Consider the following 15165-nt stretch of genomic DNA (forward strand, 5'->3'; position numbering starts at 1 on the left):
TTCTACTGGCCGAACGCGACGGAGTCAACTTCCTCGAAGTCGCGATTCTGAACCTCGTAGATACCGTAGGAGACGGCGATCATGTCGCCGTTCTCGTCGAAGTCCGTCGCCGAAGACGCGCCCTGGTAGTTGATTTCATCACCAGCGGCGGCCGCCTCGATGGCGTCCGCGAGCTCACCGGGGCCGAACTCCTCGCCGTCGGGGTTCGCAGCACGACGCATGTTGTCGCTGACTGCGGTGCCATCGTTGTCGCCCGCGTAGACGTTGGCGAGCAGGCTGATGGCCGTCCCGTCGTAGGCCTGGGCGTTGAAGACGCCGGGTGCGCGGTCGTACTCGTCCTCGTAGAGCTGGTCGAAGGCCTCACGCCCCGGGCCGGAGGATTTCGGTGCCGTCCCGGTGACGTTGCTCATGTCGTTGTCGACGTTATCCGGCAGTTCGTTGTCGATGAGACCGTCCGTAACGATGATGTCCTCACCGGTGTCGAAGTCGCCGTAGTAGTCACGGAACAGCTGGTTTCCAGATTCGGGGTACCCGATGACGACGAGCAGACCAGGGCTGTCGTTCAGCGCCGACTCCAGCTGCGAGGAGTAGGAGCTCTGTTGTTGCTCGAAGGAGACCTGCTGTTTGACCTCGCCGTCGTACTCGTCTTCGAACGTCGCGGCGAACGACTCGGAGAGCGCCTGCCCGTAGTCGTTGTTGACGTACATCGTCGCGGCGTCGGTTTGGCCGAGTTCATCGGCACCGACCTGTGCGATGACCTGCCCCTGCAGGGCGTCGGACGGACACGTCCGGAAGACGTAGTCGTCGTCATCGAGGGACGTGACAGCGGGTGCGGTCGAGGAGGGCGAACAGCCAACTGTCTGGTTGGGGATGAGCGACTGTCGCGTCACCTGGAGGTTCACACCGGAGGACGCCGGGCCGGTAAGGGCCGGATAGCCGGCGTCGATGAGCGCGTCGGCACCGGAGATACCCGCCTGTGGGTTCGTCTCAGTGTCCTCTTCCTGAATGTCGATGGTGAACTCCGTCTCACCCTCGAGCTCTGTCGCGGGGAGAATGGCCCCGTCACGAATCGGCTGCCCGAGGTTACTGAGGTCGCCCGTCAGCGGGAGGAGGACGCCCTGCTTGAGTTCACGGCCGCCGTCACCGTTCCCACCGCCGCCGAAACACCCGGCCACGCTGACGGAGAGTCCCGCAGCACCTACACCCTTCAGCACGTCACGTCGTTGCACATTCCGTGGCATATCGAATTGCTATATATACCGGTCACGTATAAAGGTGCGTCCCTGCTGTGGCCGAAATCGTATTCAAACCCCGGAAATTACGGGCACAACGCGTTCAAAGCCCGATAGAACGGCTGTGGCTCCGAGCCGAAATCAGTGCCCGAACTCCACGTCGGTGTTCTCCTCACGACAGGTTTCGAGCGCGTGTTTTGCGCTCATACCTGCCTCTTGGGCTGTTTTGGCCCGTCCGACCCCGACCTTGAGGTCGACACCGACGGCCTCGTTTACGTGTTCGATGGCGTCTGCGTACCCTTCGTGCTCGACCGCGTCACAGACCGCGATGATGTTGTCGCCGCCGACGAAGAACGACAGCGAGTCGTGGGCTCTCCGCATGTAGCGCATCAACTCCGCGTAGCCCTGTTCGATGTTGATGAAGGCGTCGAACTCGTTGAGCCGGTCGGTGTACTTGCCGGTGGCGTCGTTGACGTCGAAATGTGCGATCTGTACGTCCTCGCCCGTCCGGTCGTCGGTCGAGCGGGGAGTGCCACGGAGTATCTCCGTTCGTTCGCGGTCTTGGGCGCTGCCGGCGTCCTGCAGATGGGCCGACGCCATCCCGAGCGCCTCGGCCGGTGAGGGGTCGACCCCGATGCCAAGACTGATTGTCACCGGATAGCGGTTCGCGACCGATTCCTGAATCAGGGCGTGGGCGTCGGCATCGAGCCCGTTCGTCACCGCCACCATGTTATCGAAGCGGGTGAAGAAGACGTACCCTTCGCGGTTGCCGAACAGCTGTGAGAGGTCGGCGTACAGCCGCGATTGGAGCGTCTGGAGGTCGACCTCACGGCGCGGTTCGGGCGTGACCGTCCACGGCCCGTAGTTGTCTATCTGGATGAGCGTTACCTGCGTGTTCGTCACGCGAGTGGATTCGGTGTGCGCCGGTATTTGCCTTACCATCCACGATGGCGCGATGTTCTTTTGAGGCCGCCACACGACCGCCCGATATGTTCATCGGCATCGCCGGCGGGTCGGGAGCCGGCAAGACCACCGTCGCGAGCCGCATCACGGAGGGCGTATCCGACGTTCGAGTGCTTCCGCTGGATAACTACTATCGCGACCGGTCGATGCTGTCCCCCGAGGAGCGCGTTCGCGTGAACTACGACCACCCCGACGCGTTCGACTGGCCGCTCGTCCGTGACCATCTGGACGCACTTGAGGACGGTGAGGCCATCGAGATGCCACAGTACGACTTCGAGAACCACGTCAGAACCGACGAGACGATAGATGTCCAGCCCGGCTCAGTCATCGTCATCGAGGGAATTCTCGCGCTCTACGACGACGCAGTACGTGAGCGACTCGGCCTCCAACTGTACGTGGAAACGGACGCGGACGTACGCGTGCTGCGTCGAATCCGCCGCGATGTCGAAGAACGCGATCGCGACTTGAGTGGCGTCATCGACCAGTATCTGAGTACGGTGAAACCGATGCACGAGCGGTTCGTCCGCCCGACAAAGCGACACGCCGACCTCATCGTTCCGGAGGGTGCAAACGACACCGCGGTCGAGTTACTGCGAGAACGGATTCAGGCGGCAGTGTAACGGGGGAGAGAAATATAGTTTATTCAGAGGGGGGCGAACGGAAGACCCTCGAGGTAATCGAGCGGCGACGAGCGAAGCGAGTCGCCGTAGCGAGAGCCGACTAACGCGCCCGTAGGGCGCGGCTGGAGGCTCTCGCGCATATTTTCCCCAAGTTTTTGCGAGAACCGGTGTCGAGCGCGTCGCGCTCGACCCCTGTTCTCGTGCAAAAAGTGGGACTTAGGCGTACTTCGCCACGTCGACTTCCCACATACCGGCCGACCGCATCGCCTGCCCGACGGCTCTGTGGAACGAGATGATGTCCTCAAACGCATCCTCGTCGACGTGTTCGAAGATCTCCGAGACGGAGACGACCTCCTCGTGGTTCAGCCGGATGGGTTCGTCGCCGTGTTCGTCGACGAACTCCGCCTTCGAAAGCGGGAAGTCCTCCTCCTCGTCGAGCTTCTTTGCGAGTACCGCCTGCCCGTACTTTCGCATCCCCTCTGAGCCTTCTTCGCCGTCGGGGTCGTGGGGCCAATCCATATCCACGCCTGTGGTTCCCGCCCCCAAAGCGTTTCCGCTCTCGGATGGCATGCCAGCGGTTGCCAACGTTTGGATGGTTTTGTCAGAACCTTAAACCACCGTCCAACCCCGGGTGTGGACACGCCGGACACTCCATGAAATACCTAAAGCTGAGCCTCTCACCGACCGACCGGGCGATCCATCCTATCGACCGTTTCGTCGCCCAACACGACGCGGTTTCGCGTGAAGCGTTGCTCCACGTCGACTCCCGTGCGGACGGGACGACCGTGCTTCTGTACCGCGTCGTCGGCGACGGTGATGCCTTCGATGACGCACTCGATGACCAACCCGAAATCCACGACCGGGAAGTCGTCGACCTCGCCGACAACGGCTACCACGCATTCATCCAGGCCGAATCGACGAACAAAGGTAATGCGCTTCTGGAGGTCGCACACGAGCACGCACTCATCATCGACACGCCACTCGATTTCACCGACGACGGGCTTCGCGCGACGCTCGTCGGCACCCACGAGAACCTCCGTGGTGCATTGAGCGCGATTCCGGACACCCTCGATTTCTCCGTCGACAACGCCGGAACGTACGTTCCGGGGAGCGAAGACCTGTTATCCCCGCTGACCGACCGCCAACTCGAAGTGTTCGAGACGGCCGTACAGGAGGGCTACTACGACGTCCCCCGCCGAGCGACACACAAAGACATCGCCGAGAACCTCGGCTGCGCGCCCTCGACCGTCGACGAACACCTCCGCAAGGCCGAATCTCGCGTCGTGACTGGCCTCATCCAGTAACGACCGGCAGAACGTTTTCCGCACTCCGGGCCCTCTACGTTGTGTGGGCGAGTGTGCGATTTGCCGACGGCACGGCCCGGCTCTGCCGACCGAACGTCACCATCTCGTTCCGGAGAACCGAAAGCAGAGTCCCGTTATCGAGGTGTGCACGCCGTGTCACAAGCAGCTACACGCGCTGTTCACGAACGAGGAGCTCCGCGAGGCGTTCGACACTGCCGAGGCGCTCCGAGACGCCGACCGCATGGCGTCGTATCTCTCGTGGATTCAGACGACGAAGAAGAGGGATATCCAGGTGCGAACCTCCGAGAACGTCTGCGAACGGCAGTGACTACAGTTCGACGCCGCTCGGAATGAGGCTCTTGCTACGCAGCAGTTGGCCGTCAGCGTCGTAGACGAGCAGCGTCGATTTGTCGTAGGTGACGAGGTTGCCATCGTCGGTTTCGAGGACGATACGATAGCGGCCTTCGCTGTCGCTCGTGTCACCGAACTCGCGGGCGGCGTCGACGAACTCGAAGACGGCTTCGGCGTCCGCGTTGAGTTCGAGGACGTACTCGCCGGTCACGCGGTCGGCCAACGCGACGACGCCGCTCGGGTCGTCAGCTTCCAATGCGTCCTGCAGTCGATACGCCACATCGATCTCCTCGTCGGTGAGCAGCGAACTCCCCTTCCGGAGTCGCGACTCGAGCTGTTCGGTCGGGCCCTCGTAGGTTATCGTGACCACAGGCTGTTCCGCTTCGTCGCCTTCGACACCGTCGACGGTCAGAGTGAAGTAATCACGCCGCATCCCTGTTTGTGCCTACATCTAGGAGTGCCGCAGTGATGAACGTAACGCCAGCGTCATACGGACTGGTGTAGTTTGTCGCGACAGCTCTCCGTCACGTCGTGTCGATATCTTTTACCCGGCCCGGAGCGGGTGGGGTGGTATGTGGGTTCGTTCCGAGTACGCCGGTGAACTCGCCGTGTTGTCAGCCTGGCTGTGTGCGCTCTTGCCGTGGGGCATCTCCTACGCCAGCAACGGCGACGCTCGTCTGTTCCGCATCCATTTCATCTACCTGTTCCTGCAGTTCATCCCTGGTATCGAAATCGCCCAGTACAATCCGCTCGTGCTGCTGCATCAGGCGCCCGGATTCCCGGATAACACCGACGTGGCACTCGGCTACCAGATTTGGATCGTCGGAGCAGCAGTCTTCTCGCTTGCGCTGGTGTTGAGCATCGCATACTACGTGTATGAGGAAGACCTCGAGGAGCGCTTGCCGGTCGACCCGGTTCGGCTGATGGGGGTGCTTTTGATCGCGTCTGCGGTGCCGTTCACCGCGACGGTGTACCTGCTTACGACCGGGTTCGCGGGGGTTACGGTACCAGTCGGCATCCTCTTCATGTACGTCCTCGGCGGCTTGTTGCTCACCGTCGAACGAACGTAGCAGCCGAAACGCGGTGGGGTTTTATTCCCGTTGGTGACATACCCTTCTCCAATAGCGGACGGCGCTCTCAAAACAGATGGCCACCGAACAACGACCCGGACTGTTGGAATCGCTCAGGGAACGACTGGTACGGACAGGCGAGATGCTCCGTGGCTCGCGGCTCCCGGACGAACGCTACACGCCGGGCAAACACGGGGATGTCGTGGGCGACCGGTCGTTCGACGACCGGGAAATAGAACGCTACTGGCTCAACGCGCCCTTCTCGTACGTCGTCATCACCTACAGCGACGACGAAGAGAAACACCTCTATCGGGTCATCGAACCCGACCTCGACCGGTTCGAAAGCGAGATTCTCGAGACGCTGTACGACGACGTTCGGACGCCCCTTCTGTACAACGACCGGGAGGGCTCACCGGAGGAAGTGCTTCGAAACGAGCTCCGCGAGCGGCTCGAGCAGTACGGGATAACCGTCGACATCGCGGGGTTTTCCCGGCTCTACTACTACCTGTACCGTCGGTTCCAGGGTTTCGGCCGACTCGACCCCCTGATGAACGACCCCCTCATCGAGGATCTCTCCTGTGACGGCTACGGCATCCCGCTTTTCGCCTACCACGACGAGTACCAGGACATCGAGACGACCGTCTCGTTCGGCGAGGACGAACTCGACAGCTACATCATCCGGATGGCCCAGCAGTCCGGCCGGCATATCTCGGTCGGGAACCCGGTCGTCGAGACGACGCTCGAGGACGGCTCTCGTGCGGAGCTCGCACTCGGCGAGGAGGTGACACCGCGTGGGTCGGCCTTCACCATCCGGAAGTACTCCGAGGAGCCGTTTACGCCCATCGACCTCCTGAAGTTCGGCACCTACTCGCTTCAGCAGATGGCGTATCTGTGGATGGCCATCGAGCACAACAAGAACGTCATCTTCGCCGGCGGTACTGCGTCCGGGAAGACCACGTCGATGAACGCGATCTCGATGTTCATCCCACCGCGCTCGAAACTGATCACCATCGAGGACACCCGCGAGTTGGCGCTGCACCACGACAACTGGCTGTCCTGTGTCACCCGCGAGCGGCTCGATGAGGCGGCGAACGTGACGATGTACGACCTCCTGCGGTCTGCACTCCGACACCGCCCCGAATACATCCTCGTTGGCGAGGTTCGAGGCGAGGAGGCGATGACGCTGTTCCAGGCGATGAACACCGGCCACACGACGCTGTCGACGATGCACGCGGACTCCGTGCAGACGGTCATCAACCGCCTCGAGAACGAACCCATCAACGTGCCACGGCCGATGGTGCAGTCGCTGGACGTCCTCTGTGTCCAGACGCTGGCTCGGTTCGGCGGCGAGCGGATACGGCGCGCGGATGCCATCGCCGAAATCGACGCAATCGACCAGCGAACGGGTGAACTCGACTACACGAGTGCCTACGAGTGGCGTTCGGCCAACGACACCTTCCGTGAAGGCAACAACAAACTCATGCACGAGATTCGAGAGGAGCGTGGCTGGTCGCAGTCCGAACTTCTCCGGGAGATGCAGCGCCGCCGAACCTTCCTCGAGTACCTCTGGGACGAGGACATTACGCAGTACCAGCAGTTCACGGCCATGGTCAACAGCTACTACGCGGCGCCGGACGAAGTGATGGAGCGCATCGAGGAGGCCTCCTCCGAACGGGCGTCGGCGGACGTGCCGGGGCGATAGATGCTGGCTTATCTCCCGCTGTTCGTGGCGCTTGTCATCCTGTTTGCGTTCGTCTTGGCGCCGTACAGCGCCTGGCTTGATGCACTCCTATCCCGCATCGCGTTCAGGGTGTTCGACGGCACCAATATCGAGCCGAACGGGAAGCGCGAGCGGCTGTTGCGGATGGCAGCCATCGGAACGCCGTACCGAGAGTACGCCGCGAAAACGCGTCTCTACATCCTCGGCGCCGCGGTATCGGGCGCTTTCGTCGGCGTCTACCTCGGCGTCGGCGTCCTCGCGCTCGTCGAGCGGTTCGGCGTTTCGGCAGCACCGTCGGTTCCCCGTCTCGGTATTTTCACCAACATTCCCGACCTCTCGTGGCTGCCGGCAGTCGGTCGCATCGTAACACAACTGGCCGCTCTCGACAGGTTGTCACTCATCGTTCTCATGGTTGCGAGCGCCACCGCGAGCATCCTGGCCGCGGCCGGCGCCCACTTCATCCGGTGGGAGGTTCCGTCGTTGCGGGCGGACACCCGCCGTCGACAGATCGACGCCAGCATGCCACGCATGGTCGCGTTCGTGTACGCGCTCACACGCGGGGGGATGTCGTTCCCGGACGTCCTCAGAGCGCTTTCGCGAAACGAGGGCATCTTCGGTGAAGGAGCTACCGAGACGGGCACCGCCGTCCGGAACATCGACCTGTTCGGGGTCGACCTCGTGACGGCGGTTCAGGATCTCTCACACAACACGCCTTCCGAGCAGTTCGAGACGTTCAACGAGAACCTCGCGAGCGTACTCCAGAGTGGGCGACACGTCTCGGATTTCCTCCACGAGCAGTACGAACGCTACCGGGATGAGGCCGAGGAACAACAGAAGGAGATTCTCCAGTTGCTTGCGACGACCGCGGAGGTGTACGTCACCGTCATCGTCGCCGGCATGCTCTTCTTGGTCACCATCCTGCTCATCATCGGCCTGACTGCCGGCGATACGCTGTTTCTCATCCGCGCCATCGCGTACGTCGTGCTCCCGGCCGCGAACCTGGTCTTCCTCGTGTATCTCATCAACGTGACCCAGCCGCTTCGGGCCTCTCGCGACGACAGCCGTATTTTGGCCACGGAGGCGGCGGTCGGCGAAAGCCGGGAAACACTCGAAGCCGACGGCGGGTACGTCCGCCCGGAGTCTCGTGCGAACCACGTCCGGCTACGAGCGTACAACCAGGTTCGGTCGCTGCGCCGGACGCTCACATCGCCGGTTCAATCGGCCATCGAGCGGCCGATGCTCGTGTTCTACGTGACGGTTCCAATCGCGGTTCTCGTCACCGCCTATCGGGTTCCGAACACGGTTGTCGACGGGTCGATACAGCTTCGACTGATCGACGACATCATCGTCCAGGCGGCAATCTTCGTCCTTGCGACGTTCGCCATCGTGTACGAAGTGAGCAATCGGCGACTCCGGCGACTGGAGGAGTCCGTCCCGGATCTGCTCGAACGCCTCGCAAGCCTCAACGAGGCGGGTATCGCCGTCGTCTCCTCGTTCGACCGCGTCCGCTCAAGCGATGTTGGTTCCCTCGACCAAGAGGTCGAGCGCATCTGGCGGGATATCATGTGGGGCGCGACAGTGGCTCAGGCGCTCGACCGATTCGAGAGCCGTGTTCGGACGCCCTCGGTCACGCGTGTGGTCGCCCTGGTGACGAACGCGATGCGGGCTTCGAACGAGATCGGGCCGGTACTCCGCATTGCGTCCGAGCAGGCCCGTGCCGACCAGCGGCTCCGGCGGCAGCGCCGCCAGGAGATGATGACGTATCTCGTGGTAATCTACATCTCCTTCCTCGTCTTCCTCATCGTCATCGGAGCGCTCGACTACGTGTTGATTCCGAACCTTCCGGATGCGAGCGGGGTTGGCAGTGGCGCCGGAAGCGGCGTCCCTGGAATCGGCGGCCTCCAGGGCGGTGATGTCGACGCCTACCGCCTCGCATTCTTCCACACCGCGTTGGTTCAGTCGGCCCTCTCGGGGCTCGTCGGCGGGATGATGGGCGGTGGGTCGCTTCGAGACGGCGCGAAACACTCCGCCATCATGCTCACGACGACCTACGTCATCCTGACGCTGCTCGGTTGATGACCACCGCGTTCTTGTGGGGACGAGGGGTAACGTCGGTATGAGCGACCGAGCGGGCGTGCGAGCGACCTACGAACAGATCGGCGAGCATTTCGCGACGACACGTGAGTATCCGTGGCCGGAGACGAAATCCTTCTGTGAGGGTCGCACTGTCGACACCGCAGTCGACGTGGGCTGTGGCAACGGTCGGAACGCGGAGTTGCTCTCAGATCACGCCGACCGTGTCGTCGGCGTCGACGTCAGCCGACAATTGCTCAGTATCGCCACCGACCGCGTGCCCACGGCGTCGTTCGTCGAGGGCGACGCCTCCAGGCTCCCGCTCGCCAGCGGGTGTGCGAACCTCGCGGTGTACATCGCGACTGTCCATCACCTCCCGACGCGCTCGCTTCGGCGTCGAAGCCTTGACGAGCTCGCTCGTGTTCTCGACGCCGACGGTGAGGCGCTCGTAAGCGCCTGGAGTACCGCCCACGAGACGTTCGACGCGGGCGCCGATGCCGAGACCGGATTCGATACGGAGGTCGATTGGACGCTCCCCGGCGGGGAGACCGTCCCACGATACTACCACATCTACGCGCCAACGGAGTTCGAGGCCGACATCGAAGCCAGCGCCCTCGATATCGTCGACTCGTTCCGCTCCAGTGGCAACTGCTACGCCGTCGTCACACCAGCATGACCGGGGTTTCGGCTTCGTCGAGGACGACCCCCGAGGCGCTCCCGACGAGCACACGCTCGACAGTGCCCTGTTCGTCGTGTTGGCCCATGACGACGAACTCGTAGTCGTTCGCCTCCAGTAGTTCGACGAGGCGTTCGCCGACAGCCACCGAGATGCCCGCGCCTTCCGCGTCCTCTTCGATGAGGATTCTCGGTTCAGCGTCGATGTCGTACTCCGACAACAGCTCTCGTGCGGCATCGAGGAGCCGCCAGTTCTCCTCGGAGCGCTCGTCGGTCACGTTGACGATGTCGAGGTCGGCGTCCAGCCGTTCGGCAAGCCCCGCAGCGACGTCGAGCGCTGCCAGCCCGCGGTCGGTGCCGTCGATGGGCGTCAGGATGCTCATGGTTTGTCTTCGACCGGCCCTCTCAAACCGTTAGGGGCCGAACGCAGCCGGGGCGGCGCGGCAGGAACGGAAAGGCCCTTAGTGGGCGGGGTGTTACGCCCGAATGCGCGCCGATGGTCTAGTGGTAGGACCTGAGCCTTCCAAGCTCATGGCCCGGGTTCAAATCCCGGTCGGCGCACTCCCTTCGGTCGTTTGCCGACCGATGTCCCGCTCGCTTCGCTCGCGGGACTCCCGGTCGGCGCATAGTGAGGCACGAACGAAGTGAGTGCCTCAATGACGTGAACGGGGAGCGGAGCGACTCGTGAACGCCGAGAGACGCAATCGGGCGAACGGCCACGAAGCTGCTCACCTTGTAGCGTCGAGAGAGTGCCGTACACCCGCTGAACGGCTTTCTGAAGAACCGTTGAGTGAACGTCTTGCAGGTCACTCCACCAGCCCTTTCAGGTTCGGCAGGCGTTTCTGCTCGGAGTACGCCGAGGTATCGTCATGTCTGTTGAGGCGGTGGAGGAAATGCTTGTAGACCTGCCTACAGGTATCGACAGTCACGCTAATTCGTCGTTAGGTCGGATGTACGGACGACTTTCACATCCGCGCCACGCCACCGTTTCGGGACGTAGACGTGAGCGCCGTTGCCGGTGGCTTTCACATCACTCGCGGCTGGTGGTGCGGTATCGAACAACGCCCTACATCTCGATGCGTTCGACGAGCTCCTCCTCTTCGGTGGCGCGGATATTGACGGCGGCGATTCGGACGTATTCCTCGATTCGAGAGTTGTGGAGCTTGTGCTTGAGTAGTTCGTCGACCTGGTAGACGCCGGCTGCGTCGGTCATCTCGATTTCGACCATGACTGGCGCTGTTTCACCTGGTTGCAGCGACACGTTCCGAATCGCTTGACTCGAAATCGTGTTGATGCCTCGACCGCCTTTTTCGTAGGGGATTCGCGAGCGACCTCGCTCCATGTCCAGTGCGTCGGCGACACGGACGACGCCGGCCTCGTGTGTCAGCGGTTCCTCGACCGTGTGATGACAGAGGATGGCGTGTAGCACCTCGCCTTTCAGCCGAACCACGTCAGCAGTATCGTAGTAGTCGAACGCCGGGAGCAGCCGGTCTAAGATGTCGGCGGCAAGCGGAATCGAGTAGTAGGGATGGTCATCACGGTGCACGACGTGGCCGATGTCGTGTAGCGTCGCCGCGAGCGCGATGATGACGCTCTCGTCGGCCTCATCGAGCCCTTGGTCGTCGGCGCCGTTGAACGCGACGCCGCCGGCCTTCAGGAGGTCGTACAGACAGAGCGCGCGATTGCGGACGATCTCGATGTGCTTGGCTCCGTGGTCGTTGTACCCTTTCCGGGCGACTGGATTGACGTTCTGGGCTTCGAGATACGCGATGACCTCCTCGTCGGACGTGACTTTCTCGAGGACAGCGTTGAGTCGTTCGTCCGGGAACGCGTGGTCGTCATCGGGATTGTAGACACGACCGGCGTCGGGGTCGCTGTCGGCATCGCTCATGGTCGCACCGACGGCGGGGTGTGAGAAAAAACGACCGGCGGCTTCGCAGTCAGGCTGCTTCGGCCGCAGCGTCCTCGACTTCGTCGTAATCCGGCTCGACGCTGGGGTCGTCGGAGACCCATTTGTAGGTCACCGTCCCGTCTTCGTCGACGACGAAGACGGCGCGTTTCGCGACGCCGGAGATACCGAGCGCTTCGAAGTCCATCTCGACGTTGTAGGCGTCGATAAGCTCCTTGTTCGTGTCGCTGATGAGCGGGAAGTTCAGGTCGTTCTGTGCGGCGAACTCGCCGAGTGAGAACGGTGAGTCGATGCTGACGCCGTAGAGGTTCGCGCCGGCCGACTGGAGGGTATCGAGGCGGTCACGGAACGTCACCATCTCGCCGGTACAGACGCTCGTGAACGCGCCGGGGAAAAAGGCCAGTACGCCGGGGCCATCCGCCAGTGCGTCGGCGAGGCTGAATTCGGTGATATCGCCATCTGGCATTGCTGCCGGTGCGGTGAAATCGGGGGCATCATCGCCTTCTGAAACCATGCCGATTGTACCGAACCCTCTGGCTTGAAGCTGTGGCTTCCGGCACGAGACGGCGAAAGGCCTACATACTGACGCCCGAATCCGAATATATGACATTCCCACTGTTCATTGGAGGCCTCGGCCCGCCGGAGCTGCTGTTGATCGTCGGCATACTCGTCTTGCTTTTCGGCGCGAGCAAACTGCCTGACCTTGCGCGGTCGATGGGGTCGGCCACCGGCGAGTTCAAGAAAGGTCGCCAAGAGGTCGAGGAGGAGCTCGAGGACATGCAGGAAAGCGACAACGAGGAGGTCGCAACCGAGCCGGAGCCCGAACCGGAGACCGAAGGCTCGAAGGCCTAACTCCGATTTGTCGACGACTCGTTTCTCCATCCGAGGAAAAAGCCTATAATCGCGTCTGGGCTAGCATCGGTTAGCAATGATAGACCTACTCCCCCTGCAGTTCGGGTTGCCCGGTGGGCCGGAGCTGCTCATCATCCTCCTGATAGCCGTCCTGCTTTTCGGCGCGAACAAGATTCCGGAGCTCGCCCGCTCGACCGGCGAAGCCATGGGTGAGTTCCAGAAAGGCCGTGAAGAAGTCGAGCAGGAGCTCCAGGATATGCGCGATCCCTCGAGCAGCGACGCCTCCGAGGCGACGGAGATCGAATCGGAAGCGACGGAGCCGGAGACCGAAGCCGATTCCGAACAGACAGCGGAACCCGAAAACGAGGAGTTCGAAATCGCTGACGCGGAACCCGAAAACGAGACGAACTAATCGGCCCGCTTTTCTCACCCCCGGCCCAACACCTGCCCAGCGGGGCGTGTGGCCTAGTGGATCAGGGCAAGAGGTTCCTAACCTCTAGACCGCGGGTTCGAATCCCGCCACGCTCGCTTCCTGCGGTCGCTCGCGTGGCGTAGTTCGCGAAGCCTCTGGCTTCGCTCACTCCCGCCACGCTCTGCTTACCATTCTCGTTTGATTTTTTCTGCTCGCTACCAACAGCTCGCCTCCCACCCTCCGACCGATTTACAGGCTGTCGAGGCGAATGCCACGGGGCTTGACCCCGTGGATGAAGCCGACACTTCGTGACACCAACCATTAAGTAGCAACACACCGATAATCGCGGTACAGCGATGTGGTACGACTACCGGTTCCGCGCCTATCCCGACCGGACAGGCGTAACTGCGGAAGTGGAACGCCACATCGACATCCACCGCCAAGCCTACAACCACACCCGATACGAATACCAAGCCCTCGACACCGACGAGGACAACATCGGCTCGGCGTACCAACACCAGAAGCGCCTCACCGAGTGGAAAGACAATTGGCCCGCGTTCTCCGATGTCCACTCGAAGGCGTTACAGAAGACCGTCGAACGCTTCTACGACAACCTCTCGAACCTCTCCGAGAAGAAAGCAAAGGGGCACAAGGTTGGGTGGCTCAAGTGGAAGTCACCGCGAGAGTACCAGAGCGTGACGTACTCGCAGTCTGGCTTCGAACTCAAAAACACGAGTGGTCGGACTGCCACACTCTGGCTCTCCAAAATCGGTGACATTCCCATTCGCTACCACCGCCCGATTCCCGACAACGCCACTATCAAAGAAGTCACGTTGAAGAAAGAGACTACTGGTGAGTGGTACGTCACGTTCGGTCTTGAAGTCGAAGACGCCGTACTCCCCGAGAAACCCGACGTGGGTGACGTGGATGTTGAGGACTGCGTTGGTATCGACCTCGGCATCACTACCTACATCTACACGTCGGACGGCGATAGTGTGGACTGGCTCGACCTCTCCGACGACTACGAACGTCTGCGCCGTGAACAGCGCAGTCTCTCCCGCAAGGAACACGGAAGCAACAACTGGGAGAAACAGCGCCGTGAGGTTGCCAAGGTTAAGCACAGAATCAAGCGGAAGGTCGAAGACTTCCAGCACAAGCTCACGACGTGGCTCGTCAAGACATATGACGCCGTGTTCGTGGAGGACTTGAACGTCTCGGGGATGCTTCAACGGCGTGGGAATGCGCGGAACAAGCAGGATGCTGCGTGGCGTGGGGTCATCGAGATGGTGGAGTACAAAGGCGACCTGTACGGCACGCACGTCGTACAAGTGAATCCTGCTGGGACGACCAAGGAGTGTGCTGAGTGTGGTGTCGAGACGGAGAAGCCGTTGTGGGTGCGGGAACACAGTTGCCCGAGTTGTGGTTTTGAGGCAGACAGGGATGCAAATGCGTCGTACAACGTTCTTTCTCGCGGTCTTCAGGAGTTAGGTCTGGGACAGGCCGAAGTGACGCCCGTGGAGACTGCGACCGCTGTGGAAACTGACGGAGGGCGGTCTTCGTCGGTTCCTGCAAGTCGCGTCGTAGAAGCGGGAAGCCTCGGGGTCGCCGGAAGACCTGCGGTCTTCCGGGATGACGAGAGAGCAAAGCTCTCTCGAACCACTTGACCCCGAGGCGGTTCACCAGCGGCGCCGACGAACAGCGGCCATGTCTCGGCCGCAGCTGGCGGATGTCCGCGCGATGGCCGGCGAGCGCGTCCGCATCACGGTGCCCAAACCGCGAGAGAATCAGCGGCTTGTCGGCGTCGTCGAGGTAGATGGCGACCGCACGCTGCTCCGAATCGACCAAGACGGCGTGAGCGAAACGCACGCGACCGTCGAGCTGCGCGAACGGGAGCGTGACGGCGTCCTGCGAGCCTTCCATGGTACTGACGGAACCGCGCTCATCGGCCGCGTAAAGCGCATCGACGCAGTCAAGGAGTAACGTC

Annotated in this window: 19 protein-coding genes, 2 tRNA genes and 1 pseudogene; 13 read left to right on the forward strand and 9 right to left on the reverse strand. The window is 62.0% G+C overall.

Features of this window, described 5'->3' with window-relative positions; all coding sequences use genetic code 11:
• Positions 1-2: 2 nt before the first annotated feature.
• Positions 3-1229: an ABC transporter substrate-binding protein gene (locus tag ACI8UR_RS03815; protein WP_411715273.1), complete on the reverse strand. Its 1227-nt coding sequence runs from the start codon at positions 1227-1229 to the stop codon at positions 3-5.
• Positions 1230-1373: 144 nt separating this feature from the next.
• Positions 1374-2135, reverse strand: coding sequence for a GTP cyclohydrolase III (locus tag ACI8UR_RS03820; protein ID WP_411715272.1), 762 nt, complete (start codon positions 2133-2135; stop codon positions 1374-1376).
• Between the two features lie 86 nt (positions 2136-2221).
• Between ACI8UR_RS03820 and udk the strand changes: the two genes are divergently transcribed.
• Complete coding sequence (gene udk / locus ACI8UR_RS03825; RefSeq protein WP_411715271.1) at positions 2222-2815, forward strand: uridine kinase; 594 nt, start codon at positions 2222-2224, stop codon at positions 2813-2815.
• 216 nt (positions 2816-3031) lie between these two features.
• Here udk and ACI8UR_RS03830 read toward each other — a convergent pair whose 3' ends face one another.
• Positions 3032-3334 (reverse strand): DUF5785 family protein, encoded by a 303-nt coding sequence (locus tag ACI8UR_RS03830; RefSeq protein WP_411715270.1) that lies wholly within the window; start codon positions 3332-3334, stop codon positions 3032-3034.
• Between the two features lie 134 nt (positions 3335-3468).
• Between ACI8UR_RS03830 and ACI8UR_RS03835 the strand changes: the two genes are divergently transcribed.
• Complete coding sequence (locus ACI8UR_RS03835) at positions 3469-4119, forward strand: helix-turn-helix domain-containing protein (protein ID WP_411715269.1); 651 nt, start codon at positions 3469-3471, stop codon at positions 4117-4119.
• Between the two features lie 43 nt (positions 4120-4162).
• The gene (locus ACI8UR_RS03840; protein WP_411715268.1) at positions 4163-4447 is read left to right on the forward strand and encodes a hypothetical protein; all 285 of its coding nucleotides are present in this window, start codon (positions 4163-4165) and stop codon (positions 4445-4447) included.
• Here ACI8UR_RS03840 and ACI8UR_RS03845 read toward each other — a convergent pair whose 3' ends face one another.
• Complete coding sequence (locus tag ACI8UR_RS03845; RefSeq protein ID WP_411715267.1) at positions 4448-4903, reverse strand: DUF5793 family protein; 456 nt, start codon at positions 4901-4903, stop codon at positions 4448-4450.
• Positions 4904-5042: 139 nt separating this feature from the next.
• Between ACI8UR_RS03845 and ACI8UR_RS03850 the strand changes: the two genes are divergently transcribed.
• The 4 genes from ACI8UR_RS03850 to ACI8UR_RS03865 all read left to right on the forward strand — a co-directional run bounded on the left by ACI8UR_RS03850 (position 5043) and on the right by ACI8UR_RS03865 (position 10009).
• On the forward strand, positions 5043-5540 hold the full coding sequence (locus ACI8UR_RS03850; protein ID WP_411715266.1) for a hypothetical protein: 498 nt from the start codon (positions 5043-5045) through the stop codon (positions 5538-5540).
• A 76-nt stretch (positions 5541-5616) separates the two neighbouring features.
• Positions 5617-7242: a type II/IV secretion system ATPase subunit gene (locus ACI8UR_RS03855; RefSeq protein WP_415087577.1), complete on the forward strand. Its 1626-nt coding sequence runs from the start codon at positions 5617-5619 to the stop codon at positions 7240-7242.
• On the forward strand, positions 7243-9336 hold the full coding sequence (locus ACI8UR_RS03860; protein ID WP_411716168.1) for a type II secretion system F family protein: 2094 nt from the start codon (positions 7243-7245) through the stop codon (positions 9334-9336).
• A 40-nt stretch (positions 9337-9376) separates the two neighbouring features.
• On the forward strand, positions 9377-10009 hold the full coding sequence (locus tag ACI8UR_RS03865) for a class I SAM-dependent methyltransferase (protein WP_411716167.1): 633 nt from the start codon (positions 9377-9379) through the stop codon (positions 10007-10009).
• On the opposite strand, the gene ACI8UR_RS03870 is transcribed toward ACI8UR_RS03865, so the two are convergent.
• Positions 9996-10391, reverse strand: coding sequence for a universal stress protein (locus tag ACI8UR_RS03870; RefSeq protein WP_411716166.1), 396 nt, complete (start codon positions 10389-10391; stop codon positions 9996-9998). The genes ACI8UR_RS03865 and ACI8UR_RS03870 overlap by 14 nt on opposite strands.
• 107 nt (positions 10392-10498) lie before the next feature.
• Between ACI8UR_RS03870 and ACI8UR_RS03875 the strand changes: the two genes are divergently transcribed.
• Positions 10499-10569: transfer RNA gene (locus ACI8UR_RS03875), tRNA-Gly, on the forward strand.
• Positions 10570-10723: 154 nt separating this feature from the next.
• Here ACI8UR_RS03875 and ACI8UR_RS03880 read toward each other — a convergent pair.
• The 4 genes and pseudogenes from ACI8UR_RS03880 to ACI8UR_RS03895 form a co-directional block, all read right to left on the reverse strand.
• Positions 10724-10943 (reverse strand): annotated as a pseudogene (locus ACI8UR_RS03880) (RNA-guided endonuclease TnpB family protein); the annotation flags it as partial.
• Positions 10939-11070, reverse strand: a complete 132-nt coding sequence (locus ACI8UR_RS03885; RefSeq protein ID WP_411716165.1) for a DUF2080 family transposase-associated protein — start codon at positions 11068-11070, stop codon at positions 10939-10941. The pseudogene ACI8UR_RS03880 and the gene ACI8UR_RS03885, both read right to left, overlap by 5 nt.
• 4 nt (positions 11071-11074) lie before the next feature.
• On the reverse strand, positions 11075-11899 hold the full coding sequence (locus tag ACI8UR_RS03890; RefSeq protein WP_415087578.1) for an HD domain-containing protein: 825 nt from the start codon (positions 11897-11899) through the stop codon (positions 11075-11077).
• A 49-nt stretch (positions 11900-11948) separates the two neighbouring features.
• Positions 11949-12431 (reverse strand): redoxin domain-containing protein, encoded by a 483-nt coding sequence (locus ACI8UR_RS03895; RefSeq protein ID WP_415087579.1) that lies wholly within the window; start codon positions 12429-12431, stop codon positions 11949-11951.
• An 89-nt stretch (positions 12432-12520) separates the two neighbouring features.
• On the opposite strand from ACI8UR_RS03895, the gene ACI8UR_RS03900 reads away from it, so the two are divergent.
• From ACI8UR_RS03900 to ACI8UR_RS03920, 5 genes are all read left to right on the forward strand, one after another.
• Positions 12521-12769, forward strand: coding sequence for a twin-arginine translocase TatA/TatE family subunit (locus ACI8UR_RS03900; RefSeq protein WP_415087580.1), 249 nt, complete (start codon positions 12521-12523; stop codon positions 12767-12769).
• A 76-nt stretch (positions 12770-12845) separates the two neighbouring features.
• Positions 12846-13181: a twin-arginine translocase TatA/TatE family subunit gene (locus ACI8UR_RS03905; protein ID WP_415087581.1), complete on the forward strand. Its 336-nt coding sequence runs from the start codon at positions 12846-12848 to the stop codon at positions 13179-13181.
• Positions 13182-13223: 42 nt separating this feature from the next.
• A tRNA-Arg gene (locus tag ACI8UR_RS03910) sits at positions 13224-13297 on the forward strand.
• Positions 13298-13537: 240 nt separating this feature from the next.
• The gene (locus ACI8UR_RS03915; protein WP_415087582.1) at positions 13538-14845 is read left to right on the forward strand and encodes an RNA-guided endonuclease InsQ/TnpB family protein; all 1308 of its coding nucleotides are present in this window, start codon (positions 13538-13540) and stop codon (positions 14843-14845) included.
• A 40-nt stretch (positions 14846-14885) separates the two neighbouring features.
• A complete protein-coding gene (locus ACI8UR_RS03920; RefSeq protein WP_411715676.1) occupies positions 14886-15161 on the forward strand; it encodes a hypothetical protein in 276 nt (91 codons plus the stop codon).
• Positions 15162-15165: the final 4 nt, after the last annotated feature.

The organism is Natronomonas sp., assembly GCF_047616845.1.
Lineage (GTDB): Archaea > Halobacteriota > Halobacteria > Halobacteriales > Haloarculaceae > Natronomonas.

Coding starts and splice junctions, on each gene's coding strand:
- udk (WP_411715271.1), top strand. CDS start 2,222: ATGTTCATCGGCATCGCCGGCGGGTCGGGAGCCGGCAAGACCACCGTC.
- ACI8UR_RS03830 (WP_411715270.1), bottom strand. CDS start 3,334: ATGGATTGGCCCCACGACCCCGACGGCGAAGAAGGCTCAGAGGGGATG.
- ACI8UR_RS03835 (WP_411715269.1), top strand. CDS start 3,469: ATGAAATACCTAAAGCTGAGCCTCTCACCGACCGACCGGGCGATCCAT.
- ACI8UR_RS03845 (WP_411715267.1), bottom strand. CDS start 4,903: ATGCGGCGTGATTACTTCACTCTGACCGTCGACGGTGTCGAAGGCGAC.
- ACI8UR_RS03850 (WP_411715266.1), top strand. CDS start 5,043: ATGTGGGTTCGTTCCGAGTACGCCGGTGAACTCGCCGTGTTGTCAGCC.
- ACI8UR_RS03855 (WP_415087577.1), top strand. CDS start 5,617: ATGGCCACCGAACAACGACCCGGACTGTTGGAATCGCTCAGGGAACGA.
- ACI8UR_RS03860 (WP_411716168.1), top strand. CDS start 7,243: ATGCTGGCTTATCTCCCGCTGTTCGTGGCGCTTGTCATCCTGTTTGCG.
- ACI8UR_RS03865 (WP_411716167.1), top strand. CDS start 9,377: ATGAGCGACCGAGCGGGCGTGCGAGCGACCTACGAACAGATCGGCGAG.
- ACI8UR_RS03870 (WP_411716166.1), bottom strand. CDS start 10,391: ATGAGCATCCTGACGCCCATCGACGGCACCGACCGCGGGCTGGCAGCG.
- ACI8UR_RS03890 (WP_415087578.1), bottom strand. CDS start 11,899: ATGAGCGATGCCGACAGCGACCCCGACGCCGGTCGTGTCTACAATCCC.
- ACI8UR_RS03895 (WP_415087579.1), bottom strand. CDS start 12,431: ATGGTTTCAGAAGGCGATGATGCCCCCGATTTCACCGCACCGGCAGCA.
- ACI8UR_RS03900 (WP_415087580.1), top strand. CDS start 12,521: ATGACATTCCCACTGTTCATTGGAGGCCTCGGCCCGCCGGAGCTGCTG.
- ACI8UR_RS03905 (WP_415087581.1), top strand. CDS start 12,846: ATGATAGACCTACTCCCCCTGCAGTTCGGGTTGCCCGGTGGGCCGGAG.
- ACI8UR_RS03915 (WP_415087582.1), top strand. CDS start 13,538: ATGTGGTACGACTACCGGTTCCGCGCCTATCCCGACCGGACAGGCGTA.
- ACI8UR_RS03920 (WP_411715676.1), top strand. CDS start 14,886: ATGTCTCGGCCGCAGCTGGCGGATGTCCGCGCGATGGCCGGCGAGCGC.